This window comes from Rhodococcus sp. 1168, from assembly GCF_002091955.1.
GTDB lineage: Bacteria > Actinomycetota > Actinomycetes > Mycobacteriales > Mycobacteriaceae > Rhodococcoides.
Map to the genome: position 1 here is coordinate 83022 of NZ_MKKY01000035.1, position 23409 is coordinate 106430.

The following is a 23409-nucleotide window of genomic DNA, read 5'->3' on the forward strand; positions in this document are numbered from 1 at the left end:
GCCTGTATCAGCAGATCTTCACAATGTCCTAGATTGGGTTAGACTCGACTACACAGTTGCACCAGAGCGGAAACTGCGCCTACATTGGACTCTGTGGAACACCTTCTCGTAGTACGCCGCCGTAGCGGGGTCTAATTCGGACCGACCCCTCGCTGCGGGTCGTCGTGCTATCTCGGTCCTCCCTTCGCTTTCGGAGAACCACCGACATGAATACTCTTTCTTCCACCACTTTCTCGAGCGACTGCTTCGCTGCCCGCTATGGAGCACCCCTACCGCGTGACCTTCGTGACCAGGCCGCGAACATGAGCTGGGCCGCATTCTTGCAGCGCTTCGGCGCACGCACCGGGCCCATCAGACTGGGCAGTTGGTCCGCCCAGCCCGGCCCCGGTGGACAGACCAGATTCGACGCGACCTTCGGCGTCGGGAACGCGATCCACACGACAACGGCAACGTCCCATGGCCCGATCGATGCCCTGACCTCGATGTTGTACGACGCAGGCTTTCATATCGAAATCCTGAACTTCCACCAGCAGCGCGTTTCCGGCCGCCGGCGGGGCACTTCCGAAAGTGGCATACATGCCGCCGAGATCGCCACGTTCGTCCTCTGCGAATTCGACGGCCGCCGTGCGTGGTCCATGGCGATGGATGGGGACGGTACGAGCTCGTCCATCCGGGCCATTATCGGTGCGGCCAACATGCTGCACGGGTGACTCTCGGCCCTTCTACTGCACTCTCGTCTTTTAGCTAGATATCGGTAGAGAGCACTAGGGCATTTCGATGGTCTGCGAACGCGCTATCTCCTCGATCGCCCGCCGGATGTAGACCTCACTCGACGAAGAGGCACGCGCGCCTTTTCCGTCTGCCGTACGCCGGCCGGCACTGGACAGTTCGGCAATGATCAACAACGCATGACCAGCGCGAGGTCGCGGACGTACCGCATCGGTGTCCGCGACCCCGAGCGCACCCGTGAGCACTTCTACGAATCCATCGACATCGAGCTCACCGAACCATTCCGATGCCGAGCGCACTGTCCGCGCCAGCACATCCTGAACATCTTCGCCGGTCAGCCCGTCGGGATGCAGTTCTTCGAGCAACGCTCGGATGATCTCGGCATGCACCAGACCGACTTGCGCCGCGTCCTCGGACTCCACGTCGGCCACGGCGTCGCGATAGGCATCCTCCGAGCGCGCACGAGCGGCAGCAAGCGCCTCCTCGGTGGAGGTCGCGATAGCTCGGGGTGTCGCAGGCCATTCGTTGGGCCACATCTCGAGGGTTCCTTTGCTTCGGCGGAGAGGTTGTTCAATCCTTCCACTCCGCACCGACAATCCACTTACCTGTAACCGAGACTTATAGTAACCTTCGGAAGAAGTGTGACGCCCCCGACCGAGACCGAAAAGGACGTGCCACCCGATGAGTGAAACCGTCACCCGCACAAACGTGGTCAACGAGGGAATGTCACTGGCGGTCTACGAGACCGGAAATTCGGACGGCGAGACCATCGTTCTCGTCCACGGCTGGCCGGACACCCACGAGATGTGGGGTCACATCGTTCCACGACTCACCGAGCGCTTCCGCGTTGTCAGCTACGACGCACGCGGCGCGGGCGCAAGTACGGTTCCGCGTGAACGCTCCGCCTACCGACTCCGCAATCTGGCCTCGGACTTCTATGCCGTCGTCGACGCAGTCAGCCCGAACGCAGCGGTCCACGTTCTCGCACACGACTGGGGCGCCGTCACCGTATGGGATGCAGCCGGCGAACCCCATGCGGTGGATCGAATCCGTTCGTACACCTCCATTTCGGGCCCGAACCTAGACCACCTCGGCAAGTGGTCGCGGTCGCGGTTGGCCAGGCCGAGCTGGAGCAACGTCAAGCAAGTCCTCGCCCAGACGCGCGCATCCTGGTACACCGTCACCTTCCACATACCCGGCCTCTCCACGTTGCGAATTCGACGCCAGTTCGCCAAGGGCTGGCCTGCGTTCTTGCACGAATTCTCCGGCGTCGACCCGTCACTGGTCACCGAGAATCCCACACTGTTCTCCGACGCGACCAACGGAATGAACCTGTATCGAGCGAACCTCGTTCCACGCCTGATGAAGCCGCGGGACCGATCCATCGACATCCCGGTGCACTTGATCGTCAACACCGAGGACGTCGCGGTGCGGCCCGATCATTACGAGGACACCGGAAAATGGGTAAAGAACTTGACTCGCAACGATATTCACGCGGGCCATTGGTCACCGATCTCTCATGCTGTCGAGATCGTCGAGCTCACCGAGAAGTACATCGATTCGCTGAAGAGCTAGTTCGTCAATTCCGCGTGCATCTGAAAGACGTTGTAGTCGGACCACGTCGAGATGTTGAAGTACAGGTCGGTACCGGTGGACCAGGGATGCATGAACCCTCCGTACAGCTCGGGGTAGTCGGCGACGCTGACCATCGGCGCTCCATCGGACCACGCCCCTTGCGGAGAGTCGGACTCCCGCAGCGTGATAGCCGTTTTCGCGGTGTCGAGGTAGGTCATCTGCCATCTCTGGCGTGAGTCGTCGTACCGCACCGAGAGCTCCGCTGCCGGGGCCGCCACGATCGTCGACGCTGCGGTATACCCTCCGACCGGCGTCCAGTTACCCTCGCTCCAATACTGATACGCGGACTTGTTCAGCACCTGATCCTTCGGGACGCGTGCGACGCCGACGTCGCCGAGTCGGGTGTTCGGGGTGCCGAACATGTACACGTAGTCGCCCTGCGGGACCATCGACGTCACCTGAAACTTACTGACGCCGAAGATGTTGTCCCACTGTGCGTATGGATCCTTCGTCCAGGTGGAGCCGCCGTCGTCCGAGTAAGCGATCCCCCCGTAGTTGGTCCACCAGGTTCCAGGGATGCTGTTCCACGTCCTGATGGACATGTAGCTCATGTATTGGCGATCGCCGATCGCGAAGCCGGAGGTCGGAATCGTGGTGATCTCGACGTTGTCGAGCTTGCGACTGCTGAGCAGTTCGGCTGCGTGACAACGACTGTCCTGCACCATGCTGTCGTAGGTGACCCCGTCGGACAGATCGGTATCGGTGCTGAACGCGAGTACATTGCTGCGCCAGTCCGGTCCCTGGCCTCCAGGGGGATGGAAGCCTTTGCCGACGGTATCGCCGAACGCCGTCGCTATCTGTCCGGGGGCGCTCTCCCACATCATGCCCAGGTCCGTTCCGTAGACCTGCCAGCGTTTGTCGGTGCGGTTGATCGATCCCGCCCCTGTCTGTTTGGCAACACGGGTGACGTTGCCGATCTGCGGCATGGGAGGTGCAGGAGTCCTGACCGCCGGTTCGATGGAAGGCGACGCCGGATCGGGCGGAGGCGGAAGCTGCACTTCGGGTCCGGGAATCGGGATCGGAATGGTGAACGGCTTGAACTCGAGTCCGATCCGGGGAATGTTCAATTCACTCGAGAGTGTGGTGGGCTCGCGGCTCTCATCGGTGAGGTCCGGACACGGATCCACGCACGGGTCCGCCGGCAGCGGCTCAGGGTGGATACGTGTCGGGGCCGTCGTCGGTGCTGGATACGGCACGGGTGCGAGTTGCGGAAATGGGATCGGAATCGAGAGATCCTCCGGGACCAGCGACCCGGTCTCGTTCGTCAGATCGGCCGCGCACGCGCCGGGAGGTACGAGAGGTTCGGCGGCAGCCGGGACGCTGTCCCCGTACACGATCATCACGGACCCGAGAACAACAGCGGCGCTCACGACGGCCATTCGCTTCGACATACTTCCCCTTCTGCGGATGCACCACCCGTGCCAGCGCATCATGCCAGATTTTCGCGCAGTGAGCGCGAAGAGTACTCCTTACGAAAGAGATCACGTGCCTGAAGAATTGGTACGACTTCGTCGACGAAGTCGTCGAGACTGTCCGGATACAGCGGTGGCATCAGATTGAATCCGTCGGCAGCTCCTCGTCGCACCCACTCCGAAATCTCGTCGGCGATCGATTCTGGCGTCCCGATCATCGTGGCGTGCCCTCCACCCGCTGCGAGTGTCCCGAGAAGCTGACGGACAGTCGGGTCATCTTTGGCGATTATCCGCAGGATCGTCTCGTATCGACCGTGCGGCCCGGTGAACTCCTCGATCGGCGGAAGAGCAGGAACCGGTGCGTCGAGCTCCCAATCGCTGCAGTCCTGCTCCACGAACATCCCCAGTGTGCGCAACGACTGCTCGACGGGAAGCAGTGCATCGAGCTCGGCCTTCTTCTCACGGGCCTCGCTCATCGTCGATCCGACATACGTCACCAGACCCGGCATAATTCCGACGGTCGAGCTGTCTCGTCCGGCAGCATCTATGCGGCGCTTGACATCCGAATAGTAGGCGGTGCCGGCCTCGGCATCATAGGCAACGGCGTAGATCGCCTCCGCGTAGCGGGCCGCGAGATCACGCCCCGGTCCCGACGCGCCCGCCTGGAACAGCACCGGACGCCCCTGCGGAGACCGTGGGACCGTCAACGGGCCGTCCACCCGAAAGTGCTTACCCACGTGATCGATGGGGTGCACCTTCGACGGATCCGCATACATTCCCTCGCGATCCAGTACCAACGCGTCCTGTTCCCAACTGTCCCACAATGCGAGGGCGACGTCGACGAATTCCTCTGCGCGCTCGTATCTTTCGGCCCGTGCGGGAATGCTCTCGAATCCGTGATTGCGCGCCTCGGCGTCGAACATCGAGGTCACCACGTTCCATCCTGCGCGGCCACCGCTGATGTGATCGAGTGAGGCGAGCAACCGCGCCGCGTGAAACGGCGTGTAGAACGTCGTGGATATGGTGGTGACCAGGCCGATATGGGTGGTCGCTCCGGCCATCGCCGTCAGCGCCGTGATCGGTTCCAGAAACCAGGTGCCCGCGCCTGCCGGATCACGAACGGAGTGTCCGTCCGCGAAGAACACGGCATCGAACTTGCCCCGCTCGGCAGTCTGCGCGAGTTCTTGGTAGTAGCTGACATTGCCGAGGTCCTCGACCCTCGAATTCGGGTGACGCCATGCTGCACTGTGATGTCCACAGCCGTACAGAAATGCGTTGAGGTGCAGCATGTCAGTCCTTGACCAACCCGCCGTCCACGACCAAATTCTGTCCGGTCACCGACCTCGACCACGGAGATGCGAAGAACAACAGGGCATCTGCGAACTCCTCGGGTGTCACCACGCGCTGCAACGGTGTCGACGCCGCGATGAGGTCGAATACCTCCTCGGGCGTGGCGGCACTTGCGTCGGTGGTCCGCAGTAGGCCACCCGACACCATGTTCACAGTGATGCCGTCCGCGCCGAGATCCGCTGCGAGAGTGCGAGTCAGAGACAACAGTGCAGCCTTCGATGCCGTGTAGTCGTGGTACGGCACCACTGGGTTCTGGAAAAGATTGGTGCCCACGTTGATGATTCGGCCGAATCCTGCTGCGCGCATCCCCTTCAGCGCTCGCTGCGTAGTCGTCAGCGCACCACGCACAGTGCCACGGAACTGAGCGTCGAACTCGTCCCATGTGATCGAATCGGCCTTGCTGCGCGCGTCCCCGTTGAACGAGAAGTCGGCCAACGCGTTGTTGACCACCGTCGTCACGGAATGCCCGAAGTGCGCTTCGGCTTCGGTGAACAATGCGTCCACCTGCTCGGCGTCGGTGATGTCTGCTTGGATCGCCAGCCCGCCGATCTCTGACGCCAGCGCCTCCGCCGGGACTCGGCTGTTGCGGTAGTTCACCACGACGCGAGCACCTTCTCGCGCGAATGCCCTGGCCACCGCGGTGCCCAGACCTCTGCCCGCTCCGGTGACGACTACTGTCTGCTCGTCCAACTTTTTCGACTGGATGTTCATGTCAGGCCTTTCGCTCTTCCGGCCGACACCGCGCAGAGCATGCACGTGTCCCACGTGCAGACATCCCTACGCTGGTGTTGACCAGATCAGGTTCGACGGGTGTGTTCTCAGCCGTTAGGCACCCCGTGTCGAAGAGAACTGTACCTCTTGTCCAATATTCGTCTGTCTAGCATTAAGAGTAGAAATGCATATATTTACCGGACGAGTTGGGTTCAGCACGTCGGCCGACCTCATGACGCCCTGCGCCTAGCGCAGCACCACCCAGCCGTGGGGCGGAATACTGGTGGATCCGTCGCCTTCGTCGGCGGACCCTGCCAGTACCTCACCATCGACGCGGTACATCACCTCCTCGTCACCGAGGTTCAACGCCACGTGCAACTGCTCGTCACCCGAATGGACGCGGTACAACATCGCGGTATTGGACAGCTCCACCGTCTCGGTGCGCGCCTCGACGAGCCAGGGATGCCTGCGGCGAAGCCCGATCAGCTCCTGATGCAGATGGAACGTCGGCCAACCGAACGGGGCGAGTTCCTCCCTGTTGCTGGGAAATTCCGGCCGCACCTCGTCATCGCCACCGACACGTTCCTCTTTCGCACCACGGAAGCCTTGTTCGTCGCCGTAGTAGATCATCGGCATACCCCCGACCGTGAACAGGACCACGAGTGCATGTTCGAGATGGCGTTCGTCGGTGATGGTGCTGGCGATGCGAGCCACGTCGTGATTGCCGACGAACGTAGCCGGAACGAACGTCTCGAGCCACTCGTTGTGACGCCCGAGCGCGTGCGACAACTCGAAGAAGTTTCTTTCCGAAATTGCACTCCATGACGCTTTCCACAGCTCGTACTGAGTCACCGAATCCAGCGTGCTCGCTTCTACGATGGCTGCGTAGTCACCGTGGATGACCTCACCGAGGAAGTAGGCGTCGGGAAACTTCTGTCGAACCTTCGGAATGACCGCCGCCCAGAATCGGGGCGGCACAGCGTATGCCGCGTCGAGACGCCATCCGTCTATACCCCGTTCGAGCCAGTGCGACATGACATCGACGACATACTGCTCGACCTCGGCGCTGTCATGGTTGAGCGTCACCAGTTCGTCGTGGCCCTCGAAATTGCGATGCTTCGGTCTCGCACCGGACCAGTCGAGGTGGAACCACTCGGACTCCGGTGAATCCGGTCCTACTTCGAGCGCCTGAACGAACCGCGGAAATGCCTGTGCCACATGGTTGAATACGCCATCGAGCATCACTCGCAGTCCACGCGAATGGGCTTGGTGGATCATGTCGTCGAAGTCCGCTTCGGTGCCGAGACGCGAATCGATGCGAAGGTGATCGATGGTGTCGTATCCGTGGCTTGCGGAGGCGAAGATCGGGCCGAGGGCGATTCCCGACGCACCGAGTTCCACGGCGTAGTCGAACCAGTCGACGATGCGGTGAAGTCGATGCTCGTCCTCGAGCGAACCGCCGTCCCAATCATGGACCGGGGCACCGACGAACCCCAGGGGATAGATGTGCCACCAGATGGCGTGGTCGACCCAAGCAGGTTGGCTGCTCATGCCCGGATCACCGACTCACGACCGAGCTCGGCGGCACCGGTATGACCCGACAAGCTGGTGACGAGATCGAATTCAGCGAGAAGGCAACGCAATACATGCGCCACACCGTCCTGGCCGCCGAGCGCCAAACCGTACAGGAACGGCCGTCCCAGCAGCACCGCGTCAGCCCCCAACGCAAGCGCCTTCGCCATGTCGGACCCGGTGCGCACACCGGAATCGAACAAGACCGTCAGCTGATCACCGACGGCGTCGACGATCTCCGGCAGCGCGCTCAACGACGAGCGAGCGCCGTCGACCTGGCGCCCACCATGATTGGACACCACGATCCCGTCCACTCCGTGATCGACGGCTGCTTTGGCGTCACCGACCGTGCAGATTCCCTTCAAGACGATCGGTCCGTCCCACTGCTCACGCAGAAACGCCAACTGCGACCAGTTCAACCCAGGGTTGGGGAACATCTGCGCCCAGTGCATAGCTGCAGCAACAGGATTCGCTTCGACTGATTGATCCAGACCCGCCAGAAAAGCTGGGTCGGTCAGATAGTTCTCGATCCCGAGGTTCGCCAGAAACGGCAGGTAGCCACGGTCGAGGTCGGCCGGCCGCCAACCCAGAAGCGTCGTGTCGAGCGTGAGCACCAGCGTCGTGAATCCCGACGCCTTGGCTCTCTCGAGGAAGCTGAGCAGAACGGATTCGTCTGTGGGCCAGTACAGCTGGTACCACCTCGGGGCGTCGCCACCCGCCTCGGAGATCTGCTCGAACGAATGCGATGCCTGAGTGGAATGAATGTACGGTACCGAAAGCTCGGCGGCTGCCCGCACCGTCGCGAGCTCACCGTCCGGATGCGCGAGAGTCTGCACACCCACCGGCGCTATCAGCAGCGGCGCGGGCATCGAGGTGCCCAGCACTGTGACCGCGTGATCTCGCTCCGCTGAACTCCGCAACATGCGCGGTGCGATCCGCCACTCGTCGAATGCATCGCGGTTGGCGCGTGCCGTGGAACCGCTACCTGCGCTGGCGACGATGTACCCGAGAGCTTCCGGGCTGAGCGTGGCAGCGGCCTGCTCCTCCAACCTGGCCAGGTTCGTGGTGATCTGCGGCCTCTGATCGGTGAACATGCCCTGGGCATATATACCGATTTGATGGTCACTGAAGTTCATGGTCACCACCGTAGTGCCGCTGCAGGCCATATGGCAGAACATCGCCGAGCGCGCGGTGTGTAGATCGCGTTGGGAAAGCGCGCACCCTTATTCGGAACCTCACCCCCTCGATCACGTCATAGCGAGGGCATCCGGTTTGCAAAAAGGGTGCAAGGTTCGCATCGCCCAGGGATGTCGGCACCGTCCTCTACGGTATTTCGGACACCGTACGACAGACTGGATCCGATGCCACCTCGTAGACGCAAGCCCACAACCACCGCGAGAACCATCGGCGCAGGCAAGAGCGCCGCCGCGCGCAAGTTCAAGGAGTCGACGGCAGCACAGTCGGCCGCATCGCCGACGGCCAAAAAAGCTCCTGCGAAGAAGGCCGCTGCTAAACGGGCACCTGCCAAGCGGACCCCGACGCGCAAGCGGGTGCCACGTAAGACCGTCTCGCCGGACCTGCGGTTGCCGGATCCGGGTGAGCGGGTGTGGGTCCTCGACGTGCCGTTCGAGGACCGCGCTCTCGCGTCGGCCTCCGGTGCTCGGTGGCATCCGGGTCCGCGGGTGTTCGCGTTCTACGGGACGGAGCTGCCCGACGGTTTGGCGTCGTTCGAGTCGATGCCGTACAGCCTGCAGCGCTGGATCGAGGACGACGCCAACGAGGAGTGGCGGCCCGAGGAGATGCACGAGAGGTCGATGACGCCGCGCGAGACGCAGCTCGAGTCGGTTCGGAGGCATCTCGACGCGTTGGACAACGGATTCCCCTATTTCGCCCAGATGGACTCGACGGGCCTGGGCAAAACTCTTGCCGTGTGCGAGGCCGTCCGCCAAATGGCGGATCCGAGTATTGGAACCGTGCTGGTGGTAGCCCCCAAAGGCGCTCTGCCCGGTTGGCGGCGCACCATCGCCGACACCGAGGCCGATATTCACCCGTCCGAGCGCAAGCGTTGGCTACTGGTGACGTATCAGTCGACGAAGAAGCTGCTGACGGTCCCCGAAGATGTAGATCTGGGCAAACGCAAGCGAACACAGAACAAGAGGACCATTACGCTCGGCGAACTTCGATTCGACATCGACATCGTGGTGGCCGACGAGTCTCACGCGTTGATGAATATCGAGTCCCAGCAGTCGCAGATCCTCTGGCGCTACCAAGAGGCTGCTCGCGCCGTCGTCTGGATGTCTGCCACCCCCGGTTATCAACCGATGCATTTCGCGTACATGGCCCGGGCGATCGAGCAGAGTCGTGCGCAGGAGCAGATCATCGGTGACGACGAAGGCCTCGGACACGCCATCACCGCGCAGTGGGCGACGTTCCTCGAGGAGTCGGGCTTCGCGCTCAAGGAGGGCAAGGCGACGACCGGGCTGAAAACGTGGCGCTGGGAGCCCGAGGATGCTGCACGACGCGAGCGCGACATCGGCACCATTCATCGTTGGCTGTCCGGTGGCACTGTCCCGTGGTCGATTTCGCGGCCGTCGCCGCCCACACCGCGGGAGCCTCTCGGCCAGGAGTTGACGGCTGTGCAGAAGCGGCTCTATCACTCGGCATGGGTGGATTACCGCAAGGAGGTCGGGCTGCCGAACTGGAAAACGGTGAGCGGTAGGCGGGTGCTTCAGAAGAACCCGAGTACGCGAGCGGCCGCACTGCGGCTACGCCAAAAGTGCTCGTACTTACGCATCCCCGCGTCCGCCGATCAGGTCCGCGCATGGGTGCGGGACGGCAATCAGGTGTTCGTGTCGATGTTCTATCGCGAATCCGTCGCCGAGTTGTCGCAGTCTCTTCGGGACGAGGGACTCGATGTCGCAGTGGTCGACGGCAGTATGAGCAGCGCAGCCCAGGAGACCGAGATTCGCCGATTCCAAACCGGCGCTGCACGAGTCATCGTGTCGACGACGACCAGTGCGATCAACCTGCATTCCAACGAGTTGCTGCTGCCCGAGAAGACGGTGTCGACGGCCGCTCCCCGCATCACTCTCATTCACGACCCTCGGTGGACACCCATCGAGATCCGTCAGATCGAGGGGCGCGCGAATCGCATCGACAAGGACCACAACCACACCACCTCGACCTGCTATTACGGATATGCCGAGGGCACGGTCGAGGAGGAAATGGTCCTGACCGGCGTCGAGCGCATTGCCGATCTGGGTTCGATCGTCGGTCAGGCGGATCTGATCGACCCGGAGGCGTTCTTGGCGGCACGAGCGGACCCCGATCAGCCTGAAGCACTGTTCGAGGTCGGCAGGGATGCTCGCTGATTCCGGAGGGCAGCTGCGTCAGCGCACGAAGGACATGACCTGGCGTACTTTCGGATCCCGGAGATACAGTGCACCCCACACCACGATTCCGACGTACACCGCAAACAGCACGGTACTGAACAGTGGCTTGTCGACGCGCCAGTTGGTGAGGACCGCCCCACCGAGGTAACCGGTGAGCAGGACAGCACCGAGAAATGCGGTGCGCGGCAGCAAGTACAGGGCCAGCGATACGAGTAGAACGATGCCGACGACGGGCATCATCTCCTCTCTGAGACCGAGGTCCACGGTCGCGTCCTTCACCGCCTGCACGTTCAGCAGCTTGGTGACTCCGTCGAAGATCAGGAAGATCGCGATCAACGCGGTGAGTACCCAGCCGACACGAGCAGCGACGGGTGAGTTGGTGCGCGGCGCGGTGGTTGTGGTGGTGGTCATTGCATTCTCCGATGTTCGGGCCGGGAAGCCGGTACTTGCCTGTATCGACACCTGGGAACACGAAATCTCATCGCACACACCCTATGCGAACATACGTTCGATTCCTGTGCTAATCTCATCGAGCCGTCCGGGAAATCACCACTCGCGGACGGTCCAAAACCATTCGGCAAGCGGGGCCCTCATGGCGATATCAGATGGACCCGATACCTCAGGAACGCTCCATCGATCGGGCGATCGATGGTCCGAGAGCGCACCTTCGCGGTGCGCACGCGGTCATGCCCTCGGCCCACGAACCGTGCTGGTCGGGTCGAGGGCATGCTCCTGCGGCCGCGGCCATCACCGCACTCATGCGTGCCGAACCTGCGGCGATGTCACCTTCACGCCACCGCTCGGAGATCGCTGCGGCGATGCAAGTTTCGATTCACGGGCAGGCAGGTAATACCCCAGCGCGGGGGCTTGACGCGTCGATCCGGACATTGGTGGACAATTGAGCTATGCAGAACAGCGATTCGGCCGCAGCTTCATTGGATACGACCGCTGCGCAGGTAGCTCGACTGCGGAACGACTTCACTCGGTTCATGATGGGGTACAAGTTCGGCACCGACGAACTGATGACCAAGATCAATATCCTCAAAGAGGAATTCACGCACATACATCAGTATTCGCCGATCGAACATGTGACATCTCGGCTCAAGACGCCGGAAAGTCTGCTCGAGAAGGCGCGACGCAAGAATTGCCCGCTCACCTTCGAAGACATTCGCAAAAACATCTTCGACATCGCCGGCATCAGAATCACCTGCAGCTTCATTTCCGACACCTACCGAGTCGCCGAAATGCTGACCAGTCAGAGCGACGTCGAGGTCATCGAGATCAAGGACTACATCGCCAATCCGAAACCTAACGGCTACAAGAGCCTTCACGTGATCGTCGAAATACCTGTCTTCATGACGGACCGAGTCCAGCCCGTTCTCGTCGAGCTCCAGATCCGCACCATCGCGATGGACTTCTGGGCAAGCCTCGAACACAAGATCTTCTACAAATACCGGGGCGCCATCCCCGTCACGCTGCTCGACGAACTCACCGATGCCGCCGAAAGTGCGAACAGACTCGACGTGAAAATGGAACATCTGCACGACGAGATCGGCGAAATCAAGAGCAACAATCTCGATGCCCCGGACAGTATTCAGCTCAGCTCGATGCCGTCGCTGTCGTTGCCTCGCGAGCTGCTCGCGTCACTTCTCGAACACGGAAGTATGGGCCGACTCTAGGCTCCTGCGGCAGAAAGCGCGTCGAATTCGCCGTCGGTGAGTTCGATGCTCGCACCCGCGAGGTTGTCTTCCAGGTGCTCCACGCTCGAGGTTCCCGGGATCGGCAACACGACCGGCGAACGCTTCAACAGCCAAGCCAATGCAAGTTGCGAAGGCGACGCGTTGTGCTGCTTCGCGAGCGTGGACAACGGACTGCCCTCGCCGCTGAGCTTGCCTGTCGCTAGAGGGAACCACGGGATGAAACCGACGCCGTTGGCTGTCGACCAGTCCAACAGCTCCTCCGAAGATCGGTCGGAGAGGTTGTACAGGTTCTGAACGGACACGATCGGCGCGATCTTCTGCGCGGCCTCCACCTCGGCTACCGAAACCTGACTCAGCCCGATGTGGCGGATCTTTCCTTCGTCCTGCAGTTTCTTCAGCTCGCCGACCTGATCCTCCAACGCCACCTCCGGGTCGATTCGGTGGAGCTGGAACAAATCGATTCGGTCCAACCCGAGACGTCGAAGACTCAGTTCTGCCTGCTGGCGCAGGTAGGCGGGACGCCCGACAGGCGTCCAGATGCCGGGTCCCTGGCGGGTAAGTCCGGCTTTGGTGGCGATGACGACGTCGTCACGGTAGGGATGTAGGGCCTCGCGCAGTAGGTCCTCGGCAACCTCGGGTCCATAGCTGTCGGCGGTGTCGAAGAAGTTCACGCCCAGCTCGACGGCCCGCTGTAGAACGCGAATGGCGGCGGCACGGTCTTTCGGCTCTCCCCAGACGCCTTCGCCCGGCAGCTGCATCGTGCCGTATCCGAGGCGGTTGATCTCGAGGTCGCCACCGAGGCGGAACGTCCCGGACGCGGCGGCGGGCGTGGCACTGCCTGAAGTAGTCATGCAGGTTCTGACGCTGCGCTGGCTCCGACTATTCCGTCTCGGGTGATCTATCTAGCTCTAGCGTTTACCCAACACTAAGGTAGAGAGCGCTACAGCCGCTCGATCAGCTTCATTGCATCGAACGGTGCGAAACCTTTCGCATCGTTGTCGAAGTACACGTGGACGTCGAGGCCCTGCTCGGTCCACTTTTTCATCTTCGCTGCCCAACCGTCGAGCGCCTCTTCGGTGTAGCCGCTCGCGTAGAGCTCGTCGGCGCCATGCAGACGTACGTACATCAATTCTGCCGTCGGCGTCTCGACGTACGGATATTTACCTGCGCTGTCTGCAACGACGAAGGCAATATCATTCTCCCGCAACAGCGCGACGGCTTCTTCCACCTGAAAGCTCGGGTGCCGAACTTCGAGTGCATACCGCAGCGGACGGTCACCGTCGACGTCGAGATTTACTCTATCCTCGGGCAGCTTGTCGTCCCGCTTCTCGGCGAGTTCGATTGCTGCCGTTGTCGTTCGAGGAAGAACGTCGAAGAATGCAGCGAGCTTGTCCGCATCGAACCGAAAACTGGGCGGAAGCTGCCACAGAATGGGACCGAGCTTGGCGCCCAAGCTCAGTACCCCGGTAGCGAAGAAGTTCGCCAGCGCCACTTCGGCGCCGACGAGCCGCTTGACGTGGGTGATGTAGCGGCCGCCTTTGATGGCGAATACGAAATCTTCCGGCGTCTCCTCGCGCCACTTCACGAATCTCGACGGCTTCTGCATTGCATAGAAAGTGCCGTTGATCTCGATCGAGGACAGGTGCGTCGACGCGTATCCGAGCTCAGCGCGGTGCGGCAGGCCGGCTGGATAGAAGTCGCCTCGCCACGGCGCATACGTCCAGCCGGAGATTCCGATTCGAACCTCTGGCTCTCGCGTGCGCCGTGGCATAGAAGGAGTATGCGCTCGAGAAGTAGAGCCGTCAGCGCGCAGTAGCCTGCCAGGTCCAACGACCCAGATCGAAGTATTCAAGGGTCTCGACCGTGCAGAACCGATAGCTTCGATGGCGTGCACACCTCCGAAGACCTTTTGGCAACGATCGATGCATCCCCCGCCGCTGTTGCCGTCCACGACCGCGCAGCCTGGGTGAACCTGTACGCACGCGGAGGAGTGGTCAACGATCCTGTCGGCTCTCGACCGCATCAGGGTAGGCAGGCGATCGAAAAGTTCTACGACACCTTCATCGCTCCCAATACGATCAACTTCCACGTAGAGAACGACGTGGTGGATGGAATGTCCGTCGTCCGGGATCTGTCGCTCGAGACCATCATGTCCACCGGAGCGACATTGAACGTTCCGATGCACATTCGGTACGACCTCGTGGACGAGGAAGGCGAGCTGAAGATCGCACGCCTCGCTGCGCACTGGGAATTGGCATCGATGATCGGACAATTACTGCGTGCGGGGACCAAAGGCTTGGCGGCATCGGCGAAGCTGACACCTCAGCTGATCGGCAACCAAGGCATCGGTGGTGCAGTTGGCTTCATGGGCGGCCTGCGTGGCGTCGGGAGTAAAGGTAAGCGCGCGGCAACCGAAGCGCTGGAATTGATCTCGCAAGGACACGGCGGGGCAGTACGAACGGGCGCAGGAGACGACGTCGCCGTGGGATCACTGCGTGGAATGACATTCCGGAAGCTGATCGCCGCCGGCAATACCGTCAGTGCGACAGTCGAACACGAGTCTCGACGCGGCGTCGTTCTCGTAGAGTTCGGCGACAGGTCGTTGCACGTCGCTTCGGTTACTGCGTTCGGACTTCGACCGAACTCGTGAGCTGAAACGCCGCCGGCCTACTAGGGGGAACATATGTTCGAGTTCTTGTCGGTGGGCGGGGTTACTCTGATTCCATGCTTTCGGGGGATGGTATTTCAGGAGCAACCGGGATGGCCGCTGACACTGGATATATCGGTGGCAGTGGGTCTGCCGGCGACAGTGGGTCTTCCGGTGGCAGCTGCGCTTCGGCAGAGTCGACGCCATCGTCGGTGCTGGAGATCAAGGACGTCGACCTCGCACACGCGATAGCCACGATCGAAGATCAAGTCTCGACCCTCAGACGCCTCGAGAGCGCTGGAGCATCGAATTCCGACCGACGTGCACTATTGGTCCGCGCCGAAACAGTCCAACGCACCCTGTTCGCGCTCTCACACACCTGGATCGCCGACCTCATCACCCAACACGGACTCGACCACATCTACGGATCCGTACCCGATACTCTCGCAATACTCCTGCGACTCTCCAGAAGACGTGCCAGTCAACGCATTCGTCACGCCGAACAGTACGGGCAACGCTCAGCTATCACCGGCGAACGACTCGACCCGATCCTCGCCACCACGGCGACCGCTGCCACAGAAGGAACCCTCGACGAGGAACACCAACACGTCATCACCAACTTCTTCCGCACCCTCAGTCCCGACATCGATCCCGAAACCCGCCACCACGCCGAGCAGCAACTCACCGAACTAGCACGCCAACTCGGCCCCGACAACTTCAAAGTTGCCGCCAGAAGACTCTTCGACACGCTCGACCCCGACGGCACCAACGAAGACGAACAACAGATCGCCGAACAATGCTACTTCCGTATCAAAGACCAAGGCCAACAAGGACTCTCCAAAGGCACCTTCCTCATCGACGCCGAAACCCGCGCCTACCTCGAAGCAGCATTCGCCAAATGGGCCAAACCAGGAATGTGCAATCCCTCCGACGCCACACCCACCACCGACAGCACTCACCGCGACAGTGGAAGCAGCAGCAGCGGTGATCGTCGCAGCGAAAGCGGCAGCGGCAGCGGCAGTGGCAGCGGCAGTGCGAATACCGAGAGCAGCACCGACACCGACGATCGCGCCAGACGGGACCGCCGCAGCCAAGGACGACGCCAACACGACGCACTGAAAACCATCGTCAGGCAAATGCTCGCTTCCGGCGACCTCGGCACCCATCGGGGGCTGCCCGTCACGGCCGTCATCACGATGACCCTGCCCGACCTCGAGTCAGCGACCGGCCACGCCGTCACTGCCACCGGGTCCCTCATCCGAATGCGTGACGCGATCCGCATGGCCTCCCACGCGCACCACTACCTCGTCCTCTTCGACGATCACGGACGACCCTTGCACCTTGGACGAACCAAACGGATCGCCACCGCTGATCAACGCATCGTCCTCATCGCAGCCGACCGCGGCTGTACCTTCCCGGGCTGTACCCGACCCGCCACGTGGTCACAGGTCCACCACATCGACGAATGGGCCACCGGTGGCAACACCGACATCGACACCCTCACCTACGGCTGCGACATGCACCACCCGCTCATCGGACCCGACGACACCGACTGGGCAACAACGAAAACCGCAGCCGACCACCCCTACCCTGGCCGCACCCTCTGGCATCCCCCGACCACACTCGACCCCACCCGAAAAGGCCGCATCAACCATTACCACCACCCCAACGAATACATCTACCCGACACCCGAACATGCCACGCCCCCAATACAACCCGGTATACAGAGGCCCGGCGGACCGGATCCACACCCGCCACCCGCCTGACACGGGTAGCCGGCCACTAGTGACTGCCAGCGGCACAGAGCTCCATATGTGTCGCCAACAGTCATGCCACGAGCCACGGCACCCCGGACAACACCGCCCCTCGCCGAAGAGCACCACCTGTCCCGTCAACAACCATGCAGCGCGCCGACAGCACCAGGCCCCCAGAACACCGCAGCCCAGAACACTGCATTCCGCAGCCATCGCAGCCATAATCGATACCCATGCAGGCGGCAAGTCGGGCGGCGCTCCTCACGGTGCTGATCTTCGCTGTCTCGGCTCTGCCGACGCCCCTTGCGCCCGGTGTGCGAGAGCCCCTCGTGGCTGCGCCGGCACCTGTGCTCGCAGAGCCTCCGTCTGCTGCGCCGTTGACTCTGGAGGAGTTGTCCGCTCGGGTGAATCCGACGGTCGTGACCATATCGGCGGAATTCAGTTTCTACGGCGTCGCAGGCACCGGCTTCGTCGTCGATTCGGACGGCCTGGTGCTCACCAATTTCCATGTAATCGAGGAAGCAACCGACGTCACTGCGGTGCACATGGGCAATGGTTTGATCTACGACGCGTCGGTGCTCGGTTATGACAAGACCCTTGATCTTGCGGTTCTCCGATTGGCTTCTGCCGTGGATCTTCCGGTTGCCCCGATCGGGAGGTCTGCAGACGTTGCCGTCGGCGATGGGGTTACCGCGGTCGGTAACGCGGAGGGCGGGGGAGTCCTCGTCGCTGCGCCCGGACGCGTGGTGGCGCTGCGGGAATCCGTCATCGCCGAGAGCTCGGTCGATGGTTCGCGGAACGAACTGACAGACATGATTCGCATCGACGCCGACGTACGAGCAGGCGATTCGGGTGGCCCGCTCATCGACGCTTGGGGCAATGTCATCGGCGTCGACGCGGCCGGGTTGTCCGAGAAGGCTCGAGAGGTATCTGCCCCCGAGGCCTATGCCATCCCCATCGATACCGCGATGGCCGTTCTCGAACAGGTCCGTGAGGGCCGATCCGGGGGCACTGTCCACGTTGGGCCGACACCGTATCTGGGTATCGGCGTTCGCGACGTCTCGGCATTTCGTGAGTCGGGACCACCGCAGGGCGCCGCGGTCACGTCCGTTCAATACGATTCACCGGCCGAACGGACCGGTTTGCTTCGCGGCGACGTCATCGTGTCGTTCGACGGGAGACCGGTGCGTACGTCGAAGGATCTGATCGAAGAGATGGTCGAGAAAAGTCCGGGCGACGTCGTCGAACTCGAATGGGTCTCTGGGCAGGGAGTCCGTCGGCAACGATCGGTGACACTCGAGCTGGGGACTCCGACTGCGTAGTCGCTCAGGCTTGCAGCACGGACAAGACGTTTCCAGCGGGATCGGTGAACCACGCGATCAGCGGGCCGCCGTGTCTGAAGATGCCCCGCTCATCGGTCCCCATGTCGGGGTAGTGCTCGAACACCACACCTTTGGCGGTCAGGGCGTCGACGGCTGCTTCGATGTCTGCGACCGGGAAGTTCAGGATCGTGTACGCCGCGGGCACATGATTCGGCCGGGGGTAGATCAACACTTCGTTTCTCTCGCCGAGCTGCAGGTTGATCAGGCCCATCTCGCCGTCGACGACGGTAAGTCCCAAGATCTCGGAGTAGAAGTTGCGGGCGGCCTCGATGTCGTCGACAGCGAATCCGGTGAAGGGTGCGCGGGTCAATTCGATAGTGGGCATTCCCCATCGTGACCGTTTCGAAGTCGATACGGGGCGGTATCGAAGCCGACGTTGCGCCTAGGAACGGGCCACCGACGGGAGTAGCGTTGAACAGGTGACTATCCGTCTCGGTTATCAGATGCCCAATTTCAGCTACTCAGGCTCCGTCGCAGAGCTGTTCCCCAAGGTCATCGCGCAAGCGCGCGAAGCCGAAGCAGCAGGATTCGACACCGCGTTCGTCATGGATCACTTCTATCAACTACCTGGCATCGGTAAACCCGACGAGCCGATGCTCGAGGCATACTCGGCCCTGTCGGCTCTGGCTACCGCTACCGAAACGATCCAACTCTCGGCACTCGTCACCGGAAACACCTATCGAAACCCAGCCATCTTGGCGAAGACCGTCACCACGCTCGATGTCGTCAGCGGCGGTCGCGCAATCCTCGGGATCGGTGCCGGGTGGTACGAACTCGAGCACCAAAGCTTCGGCCTGGAGTTCGGCACTTTCACCGACCGATTCGAGCGTCTCGACGAGGCACTGCAAATCATCGAGCCGATGCTCCGCGGGCAGCGGCCGAGCTTCGACGGGTTGTGGTACCAGGTCGAGAACGCCATCAACGAGCCACGCATCCGCGACGATCTGCCCATCATGCTCGGTGGAGGCGGAGAGAAGAAGACCTTCGGTCTCGCTGCCCAATTCGCCGATCATCTCAACATCATCTGCGACGCAACCGAATTGCCCCGCAAGATGAAGGCAGTCGAAGCTCGGTGCGAAGAAATGGACCGTGATCCGAAGGACCTCGAGACAAGTTTCCTGGCCTTCGTCATCCTCGACGAGGACGGTGACAAAGCGCGCAAGCTGCAGAGCGACTACCTGTTGTCGAACGGAGTCGACTTGTCCAACCTCTCCGACACCGATAAGGCGGCAGCAACCGACCGCCAGTTCTGCGGCACACCCGACGACGTCGCTGAACAGGTGCAGACGTGCGTACTCGATCAGGGTATCGACGGCATCATCATCAACTTGATCACCAACGGTCACGAGCCCGGAATCGTCGAACTCGCAGGTAAAACACTTCGTCCGCTCGTCTGAGCCGATCCGACTGCAGCTCTGGCACGGGGGACCCTCGCGTGGGATAGTTCCCCCCGTGGCTCAGCTGACAATGAACGGGCACAGGGTGCTCATTGCGAATCTCACCGAAGATTCGCTACGTGCAATTTCCGGTTCCATGGTCGCGTACGAGGGTGAAGTCACCTTCAAAAACGCAGGGATGGGCGGAGGCGGTGGACTACGCGCGGCCCTGAAGCAGAAGGCAACCGGTGAATCGCTATCTCTCATGGAGGTTTCCGGCAAGGGCACGGTGTACTTCGCCGTCGACGCTCAGGACATCACGATCGTCGAGCTCGCGAACGACACCATGCACGTCGAGGCCTCACAGCTGCTCGCGCTGACCGGCCAACTGAAGACCGAGGTCAAGTTCGTCGGCCTCCGCGGAGCATCCTCGGGACAGGGCCTGTTCACGACCGTCGTCAGCGGTTCGGGTTCGGTGGCCTTGCTCTCGGCAGGCGGACCCTTGATCGCACTCGCCGTCGACCCGACGTATCCGCTCGTCGTCGATCCAGATTCCTTTGTGGCACATCGCGGCCAACTCAACCAAAGTTTCGTCACCGATGTCACCTGGCGATCCGCCGTCGGTGGGGGGAGCGGCGAAGCCTTCTCGCTCCGATTCGACGGCCAAGGCGTCGTCTACATCCAACCCGAGGAACGCTGACATGCCGCTCGAGCTCGTCAACAGCAAAGTCGTCAAATCCTCTCTCGCGGCCGGGCAGAACGTCCTGGCCCGTAAGGGTTCGATGCTGTATTACACCGGCGACGTCCACTTCATTCCACATTCGATGGGTGGACATGCAGGCTCTGTACCCGGAGGCCGGTCGGGTTTTTCAGCGAGCGGCGTCGCAGGAATGGCGGGACGAATGATGTCGGGCGAGCATGTTGCCATGATGGCCGCCGAGGGCCAGGGGGAGGTGTTCTACGGCCACGCCGGCTTGTACGTGGAAGTGATTCACCTCGACGGATCGTCGATGCTCACGGTGGAGGCCGACCGACTGCTGGCGCACGACGGCTTTTTGTCGAGTTCCATTGTCTCCCTTGGCTCTCAGGGCGGCGCAGTACGGGGTGCCGTCCGGGGTGCGATGACCGGGCAGGGACTGTTCACGACGCAACTTACCGGCCAGGGCAGCGTCGCAATTCTCTCGCACGGTGGGGCGCTTGCGCTGCAGGTCGGTCCGGAGCATCCCCAGGTCGTCGTGGATCCACAGGCCTATGTCTGCCACCTCGGCAACATCGCCGTCGACATCTCGGCGAACGTCGGCTGGCGTGACGCGGTGGGGCGTGGCAGCGGCGAGGCCGTTCAGCTGAAGATGACCGGTATGGGCACCGTATGGGTCCAGGCCTCCGAGAAGAAGTTCTGAGGGCGAGTTATGACCATCGAGATCCACACCACCCATACGCTGCCCATCAATGACAACGTCCCCGGTAACGATTACGCGTTCTGCGTCGAACTCGCCGGCCAACCCTGGTTCACATCCAAGGGCGCGATGATTGCGTACTACGGCAATATTCGATTCGAGCCACTCGGTCAGACGTCGATGCCTGCCATCGTTGCCGCTCGATTCTCCTCACCGCTGTATTCCAACGACTGGGTGCTCGCGCAGGGACAGGGCAAGTTGATCCTCGGCGACCGTGGATTCAACATCAACAGCTATGACCTCGATGACGGCAACCTGACCATCCGAGCCTCGAACCTCTTGGCCTTCGAACCAACGCTCGATCTGAAGCAGTCGATCGTGCCCGGATTCCTGACGCTGCTGGGCACCGGCAAGTTCCTGGCGTCGTCCAACGGGCCTGTCATGTTCGCCGATCCACCGTTGCGCATCGACCCCGATGCGCTGGTCGGCTGGGCCGATTGCCCGTCGCCGTCGCACCACTTCGACGCAGGGTGGATGCAAAACTTTCTCGGTGCCGCGCATGGGTTCCTCGGGGCCAACTCCGGCGAAGAGCGTCAGTTCGACTTCACCGGCGCAGGAACCGTGCTCATTCAATCCAGTGAGAAGGTGCTGAACGACGGCCATCTGCTGCGCCACATCGAGTCGCAGACCGTCTCACTCGGGCAGAACAGCTTGCGGACTCTGCACACCACCATCGGTTCGCAACTGCAGCAGCACTGACTTGACTCGCAAGGGCACTATGGAGGGATGACAAACAACGGACCCTTCGGCATCGACCCCGAGGACTTCGATCGCTTCGCCAAAGAAGCGAGCGACGGACTCCGCGACGTCGTCGATCAGGTAGGAAAATTCATCGGGCAATCCGGCGCCGGCGCGCCCTTGGGCGCGTTCTTCGGAGACACCTCGGCACAGAGAATTCCGGAGCCGGCCCCGGAAACCACCGGCGAGACCGGAGATGGTGTCTGGGCGATCTACACCGTCGACTCCGACGGCTCTGCGCACATCGACCAGCTGTATGCGACCGAACTGGATGCTCTGCGCGCCCACAAGGACAATGTGGACCCGGCAAGACGCGTCCGCTTCCTGCCCTACGGCGTCAGCGTCAGCGTGCTGGAAGTCTAGATTCCACCGCATCGGCCGCGTGAGCAATTCCGCCGTGCGCTCGTATGTCGGCGCTGATGTGTGCCAGTCTCGCGGCAAGTGCCGGTGAACTCGCAACGCCTTCGACGGCATGAAGCAACGAGGACGCCGTCACGTTCTCGTCGTCGAGTCGAACGCCGACGCCTAGTTCCTCCAAGGTTGTCGCGTTGCCGAACTGATCGACAGCTTGTGGGATCGCGACGGTCGGCACTGCGAACCACAATGCCTCGGTGCAGCTGCCCATTCCGGCGTGAGTGACGAATGCAGAGGCAGCGGCAAGTACGGCGAGCTGGGGAACGTGCGGTCGGATCTCGATGTTCGACGGCACGGGGCCGAGTTCGTCGGCGTCGACGCGGTGACCGATCGAGATGACCACATGCCAATCCGTTTCGGCAAATGCTTCGATGCACGTTCGGTAGAAGTCGGGTCGCTCGTTGAATCCTGTTCCGAACGACACCAGCAGGACCCTCGCGCCGTCCGTCGGAGGTACCCAGCACGAGTTGGTGAGGCGAGCGAGGTCCATACAAGGTCCGACGAACCGAACGGTGTCCGGTACCCGATCGGCATTGGGTTGCATCACTCGCGGGACAAGGGAGAGGACATCATCGGGGTGCGAGATCCATTGCCATGGATCGGCGTCGATACCGTTTTCTCGCAGCCACGAGGAGTAGGTGCTGTAGTACCTTCTCCCGCTTTCGGATTCGCGAATGTTCACGAGCGCCTCCCCCATGTCTTTTTCGTATCCGTCCCAGGCGACGTAGGTCGGCGAAAGTTGCACGGCCGGAACGCTGTAGCGCCTGCCCAGAACAGGTGCCGGCAACCCACCGATGTCGTAGAGCAGTAGATCCGGCCTGTTTTCGTCGTAGAAGTCGGTGAGGATTGGGAACGTGAAGATGGCCTCATCGAGAAATACCCGCATCGCCGACGCCGGGTCCTCGGGCCAATTTTCTTCCCCCTGAGGCAAGCTCGAAGCAAAGGAAACAAGCTCGATCCCAACGGGTTCGACGAGTTCGGCCACTGCGTCGCCGACGGCGTATGTAACTCGGTGTCCCCGTCGCACGAGTTCGGAGATGAGGCCGAGTGAGGGATAGATGTGACTAGGGGCAGTGCAACCGATCATGCCGATGTGCATGAGTGTCAGAATAGAACTGCAGTGCACAGGCACGCCAACGA

Annotated in this window: 24 protein-coding genes and 1 riboswitch; of the genes, 13 read left to right on the forward strand and 11 right to left on the reverse strand. The window is 61.8% G+C overall.

What is annotated here, in order from left to right; translation table 11 throughout:
• The first annotated feature begins 206 nt into the window (after positions 1-206).
• Complete coding sequence (locus BJI47_RS04810) at positions 207-710, forward strand: alpha-isopropylmalate synthase regulatory domain-containing protein (protein WP_088942652.1); 504 nt, start codon at positions 207-209, stop codon at positions 708-710.
• A gap of 54 nt (positions 711-764) precedes the next feature.
• On the opposite strand, the gene BJI47_RS04815 is transcribed toward BJI47_RS04810, so the two are convergent.
• A complete protein-coding gene (locus BJI47_RS04815) occupies positions 765-1265 on the reverse strand; it encodes a hypothetical protein (protein ID WP_088942653.1) in 501 nt (166 codons plus the stop codon).
• Positions 1266-1410: 145 nt separating this feature from the next.
• On the opposite strand from BJI47_RS04815, the gene BJI47_RS04820 reads away from it, so the two are divergent.
• Entirely contained in the window at positions 1411-2304 is an 894-nt protein-coding gene (locus tag BJI47_RS04820; RefSeq protein WP_088942654.1) for an alpha/beta fold hydrolase, read from the forward strand.
• Here the strand turns inward: BJI47_RS04820 and BJI47_RS04825 are convergent.
• From BJI47_RS04825 to BJI47_RS04845, 5 genes are all read right to left on the reverse strand, one after another.
• Positions 2301-3755, reverse strand: a complete 1455-nt coding sequence (locus tag BJI47_RS04825) for a DUF4185 domain-containing protein (protein ID WP_088942655.1) — start codon at positions 3753-3755, stop codon at positions 2301-2303. The two genes, BJI47_RS04820 and BJI47_RS04825, sit on opposite strands and share 4 nt — an antisense overlap.
• A 38-nt stretch (positions 3756-3793) precedes the next feature.
• The gene (locus tag BJI47_RS04830; protein ID WP_088942656.1) at positions 3794-5065 is read right to left on the reverse strand and encodes an LLM class flavin-dependent oxidoreductase; all 1272 of its coding nucleotides are present in this window, start codon (positions 5063-5065) and stop codon (positions 3794-3796) included.
• Between the two features lies 1 nt (position 5066).
• Positions 5067-5837 (reverse strand): 3-oxoacyl-ACP reductase, encoded by a 771-nt coding sequence (locus BJI47_RS04835; RefSeq protein ID WP_176224676.1) that lies wholly within the window; start codon positions 5835-5837, stop codon positions 5067-5069.
• A 46-nt stretch (positions 5838-5883) separates the two neighbouring features.
• Positions 5884-5973, reverse strand: a riboswitch (TPP riboswitch).
• Positions 5974-6083: 110 nt separating this feature from the next.
• Positions 6084-7388 carry an alpha-amylase family glycosyl hydrolase gene (locus BJI47_RS04840; protein WP_088942658.1) on the reverse strand — a complete coding sequence of 435 codons (1305 nt, stop codon included), beginning with the start codon at positions 7386-7388 and terminating at the stop codon, positions 6084-6086.
• The gene (locus BJI47_RS04845) at positions 7385-8545 is read right to left on the reverse strand and encodes an alpha-hydroxy-acid oxidizing protein (RefSeq protein ID WP_088942704.1); all 1161 of its coding nucleotides are present in this window, start codon (positions 8543-8545) and stop codon (positions 7385-7387) included. The genes BJI47_RS04840 and BJI47_RS04845 overlap by 4 nt, the downstream gene beginning before the upstream one ends.
• Before the next feature lie 225 nt (positions 8546-8770).
• On the opposite strand from BJI47_RS04845, the gene BJI47_RS04850 reads away from it, so the two are divergent.
• On the forward strand, positions 8771-10780 hold the full coding sequence (locus tag BJI47_RS04850; protein ID WP_254900389.1) for a DEAD/DEAH box helicase: 2010 nt from the start codon (positions 8771-8773) through the stop codon (positions 10778-10780).
• Positions 10781-10798: 18 nt separating this feature from the next.
• Here the strand turns inward: BJI47_RS04850 and BJI47_RS04855 are convergent, their stop codons facing one another.
• On the reverse strand, positions 10799-11212 hold the full coding sequence (locus BJI47_RS04855; protein WP_088942706.1) for a DoxX family protein: 414 nt from the start codon (positions 11210-11212) through the stop codon (positions 10799-10801).
• 194 nt (positions 11213-11406) lie between these two features.
• Between BJI47_RS04855 and BJI47_RS04860 the strand changes: the two genes are divergently transcribed.
• Both BJI47_RS04860 and BJI47_RS04865 read left to right on the forward strand, forming a co-directional pair.
• Positions 11407-11703: a hypothetical protein gene (locus tag BJI47_RS04860; RefSeq protein ID WP_088942659.1), complete on the forward strand. Its 297-nt coding sequence runs from the start codon at positions 11407-11409 to the stop codon at positions 11701-11703.
• Positions 11704-11706: 3 nt separating this feature from the next.
• Positions 11707-12480 (forward strand): GTP pyrophosphokinase family protein, encoded by a 774-nt coding sequence (locus BJI47_RS04865; protein ID WP_088942660.1) that lies wholly within the window; start codon positions 11707-11709, stop codon positions 12478-12480.
• Here BJI47_RS04865 and BJI47_RS04870 read toward each other — a convergent pair.
• Both BJI47_RS04870 and BJI47_RS04875 read right to left on the reverse strand, forming a co-directional pair.
• Positions 12477-13352 carry an aldo/keto reductase gene (locus BJI47_RS04870; protein WP_088942661.1) on the reverse strand — a complete coding sequence of 292 codons (876 nt, stop codon included), beginning with the start codon at positions 13350-13352 and terminating at the stop codon, positions 12477-12479. The two genes, BJI47_RS04865 and BJI47_RS04870, sit on opposite strands and share 4 nt — an antisense overlap.
• A gap of 89 nt (positions 13353-13441) precedes the next feature.
• Positions 13442-14272 (reverse strand): DUF72 domain-containing protein, encoded by an 831-nt coding sequence (locus tag BJI47_RS04875; RefSeq protein ID WP_088942662.1) that lies wholly within the window; start codon positions 14270-14272, stop codon positions 13442-13444.
• Between the two features lie 117 nt (positions 14273-14389).
• Here BJI47_RS04875 and BJI47_RS04880 point away from each other — a divergent pair, with 117 nt between their 5' ends.
• From BJI47_RS04880 to BJI47_RS04890, 3 genes are all read left to right on the forward strand, one after another.
• Positions 14390-15151 carry a nuclear transport factor 2 family protein gene (locus tag BJI47_RS04880; RefSeq protein ID WP_088942663.1) on the forward strand — a complete coding sequence of 254 codons (762 nt, stop codon included), beginning with the start codon at positions 14390-14392 and terminating at the stop codon, positions 15149-15151.
• A 110-nt stretch (positions 15152-15261) separates the two neighbouring features.
• A complete protein-coding gene (locus BJI47_RS04885; RefSeq protein ID WP_254900390.1) occupies positions 15262-16914 on the forward strand; it encodes an HNH endonuclease signature motif containing protein in 1653 nt (550 codons plus the stop codon).
• A gap of 221 nt (positions 16915-17135) precedes the next feature.
• Positions 17136-18224, forward strand: coding sequence for a S1C family serine protease (locus BJI47_RS04890; protein ID WP_088942665.1), 1089 nt, complete (start codon positions 17136-17138; stop codon positions 18222-18224).
• A gap of 4 nt (positions 18225-18228) precedes the next feature.
• Here BJI47_RS04890 and BJI47_RS04895 read toward each other — a convergent pair whose 3' ends face one another.
• Positions 18229-18609 (reverse strand): VOC family protein, encoded by a 381-nt coding sequence (locus BJI47_RS04895; protein ID WP_088942666.1) that lies wholly within the window; start codon positions 18607-18609, stop codon positions 18229-18231.
• Positions 18610-18703: 94 nt separating this feature from the next.
• Here BJI47_RS04895 and BJI47_RS04900 point away from each other — a divergent pair, with 94 nt between their 5' ends.
• The 5 genes from BJI47_RS04900 (at position 18704) to BJI47_RS04920 (ending at position 22218) form a co-directional block, all read left to right on the forward strand.
• Entirely contained in the window at positions 18704-19681 is a 978-nt protein-coding gene (locus BJI47_RS04900; RefSeq protein ID WP_176224677.1) for an LLM class F420-dependent oxidoreductase, read from the forward strand.
• A 70-nt stretch (positions 19682-19751) separates the two neighbouring features.
• Positions 19752-20360 carry an AIM24 family protein gene (locus tag BJI47_RS04905; protein ID WP_088942667.1) on the forward strand — a complete coding sequence of 203 codons (609 nt, stop codon included), beginning with the start codon at positions 19752-19754 and terminating at the stop codon, positions 20358-20360.
• 1 nt (position 20361) lies between these two features.
• Positions 20362-21060, forward strand: a complete 699-nt coding sequence (locus tag BJI47_RS04910) for an AIM24 family protein (protein ID WP_088942668.1) — start codon at positions 20362-20364, stop codon at positions 21058-21060.
• Positions 21061-21069: 9 nt separating this feature from the next.
• Positions 21070-21816, forward strand: coding sequence for an AIM24 family protein (locus BJI47_RS04915; RefSeq protein ID WP_088942669.1), 747 nt, complete (start codon positions 21070-21072; stop codon positions 21814-21816).
• A 27-nt stretch (positions 21817-21843) separates the two neighbouring features.
• Entirely contained in the window at positions 21844-22218 is a 375-nt protein-coding gene (locus tag BJI47_RS04920) for a hypothetical protein (protein WP_088942670.1), read from the forward strand.
• Here BJI47_RS04920 and BJI47_RS04925 read toward each other — a convergent pair.
• Positions 22199-23368, reverse strand: a complete 1170-nt coding sequence (locus BJI47_RS04925) for a macrolide family glycosyltransferase (RefSeq protein ID WP_088942708.1) — start codon at positions 23366-23368, stop codon at positions 22199-22201. The two genes, BJI47_RS04920 and BJI47_RS04925, sit on opposite strands and share 20 nt — an antisense overlap.
• Positions 23369-23409 lie beyond the last annotated feature (41 nt).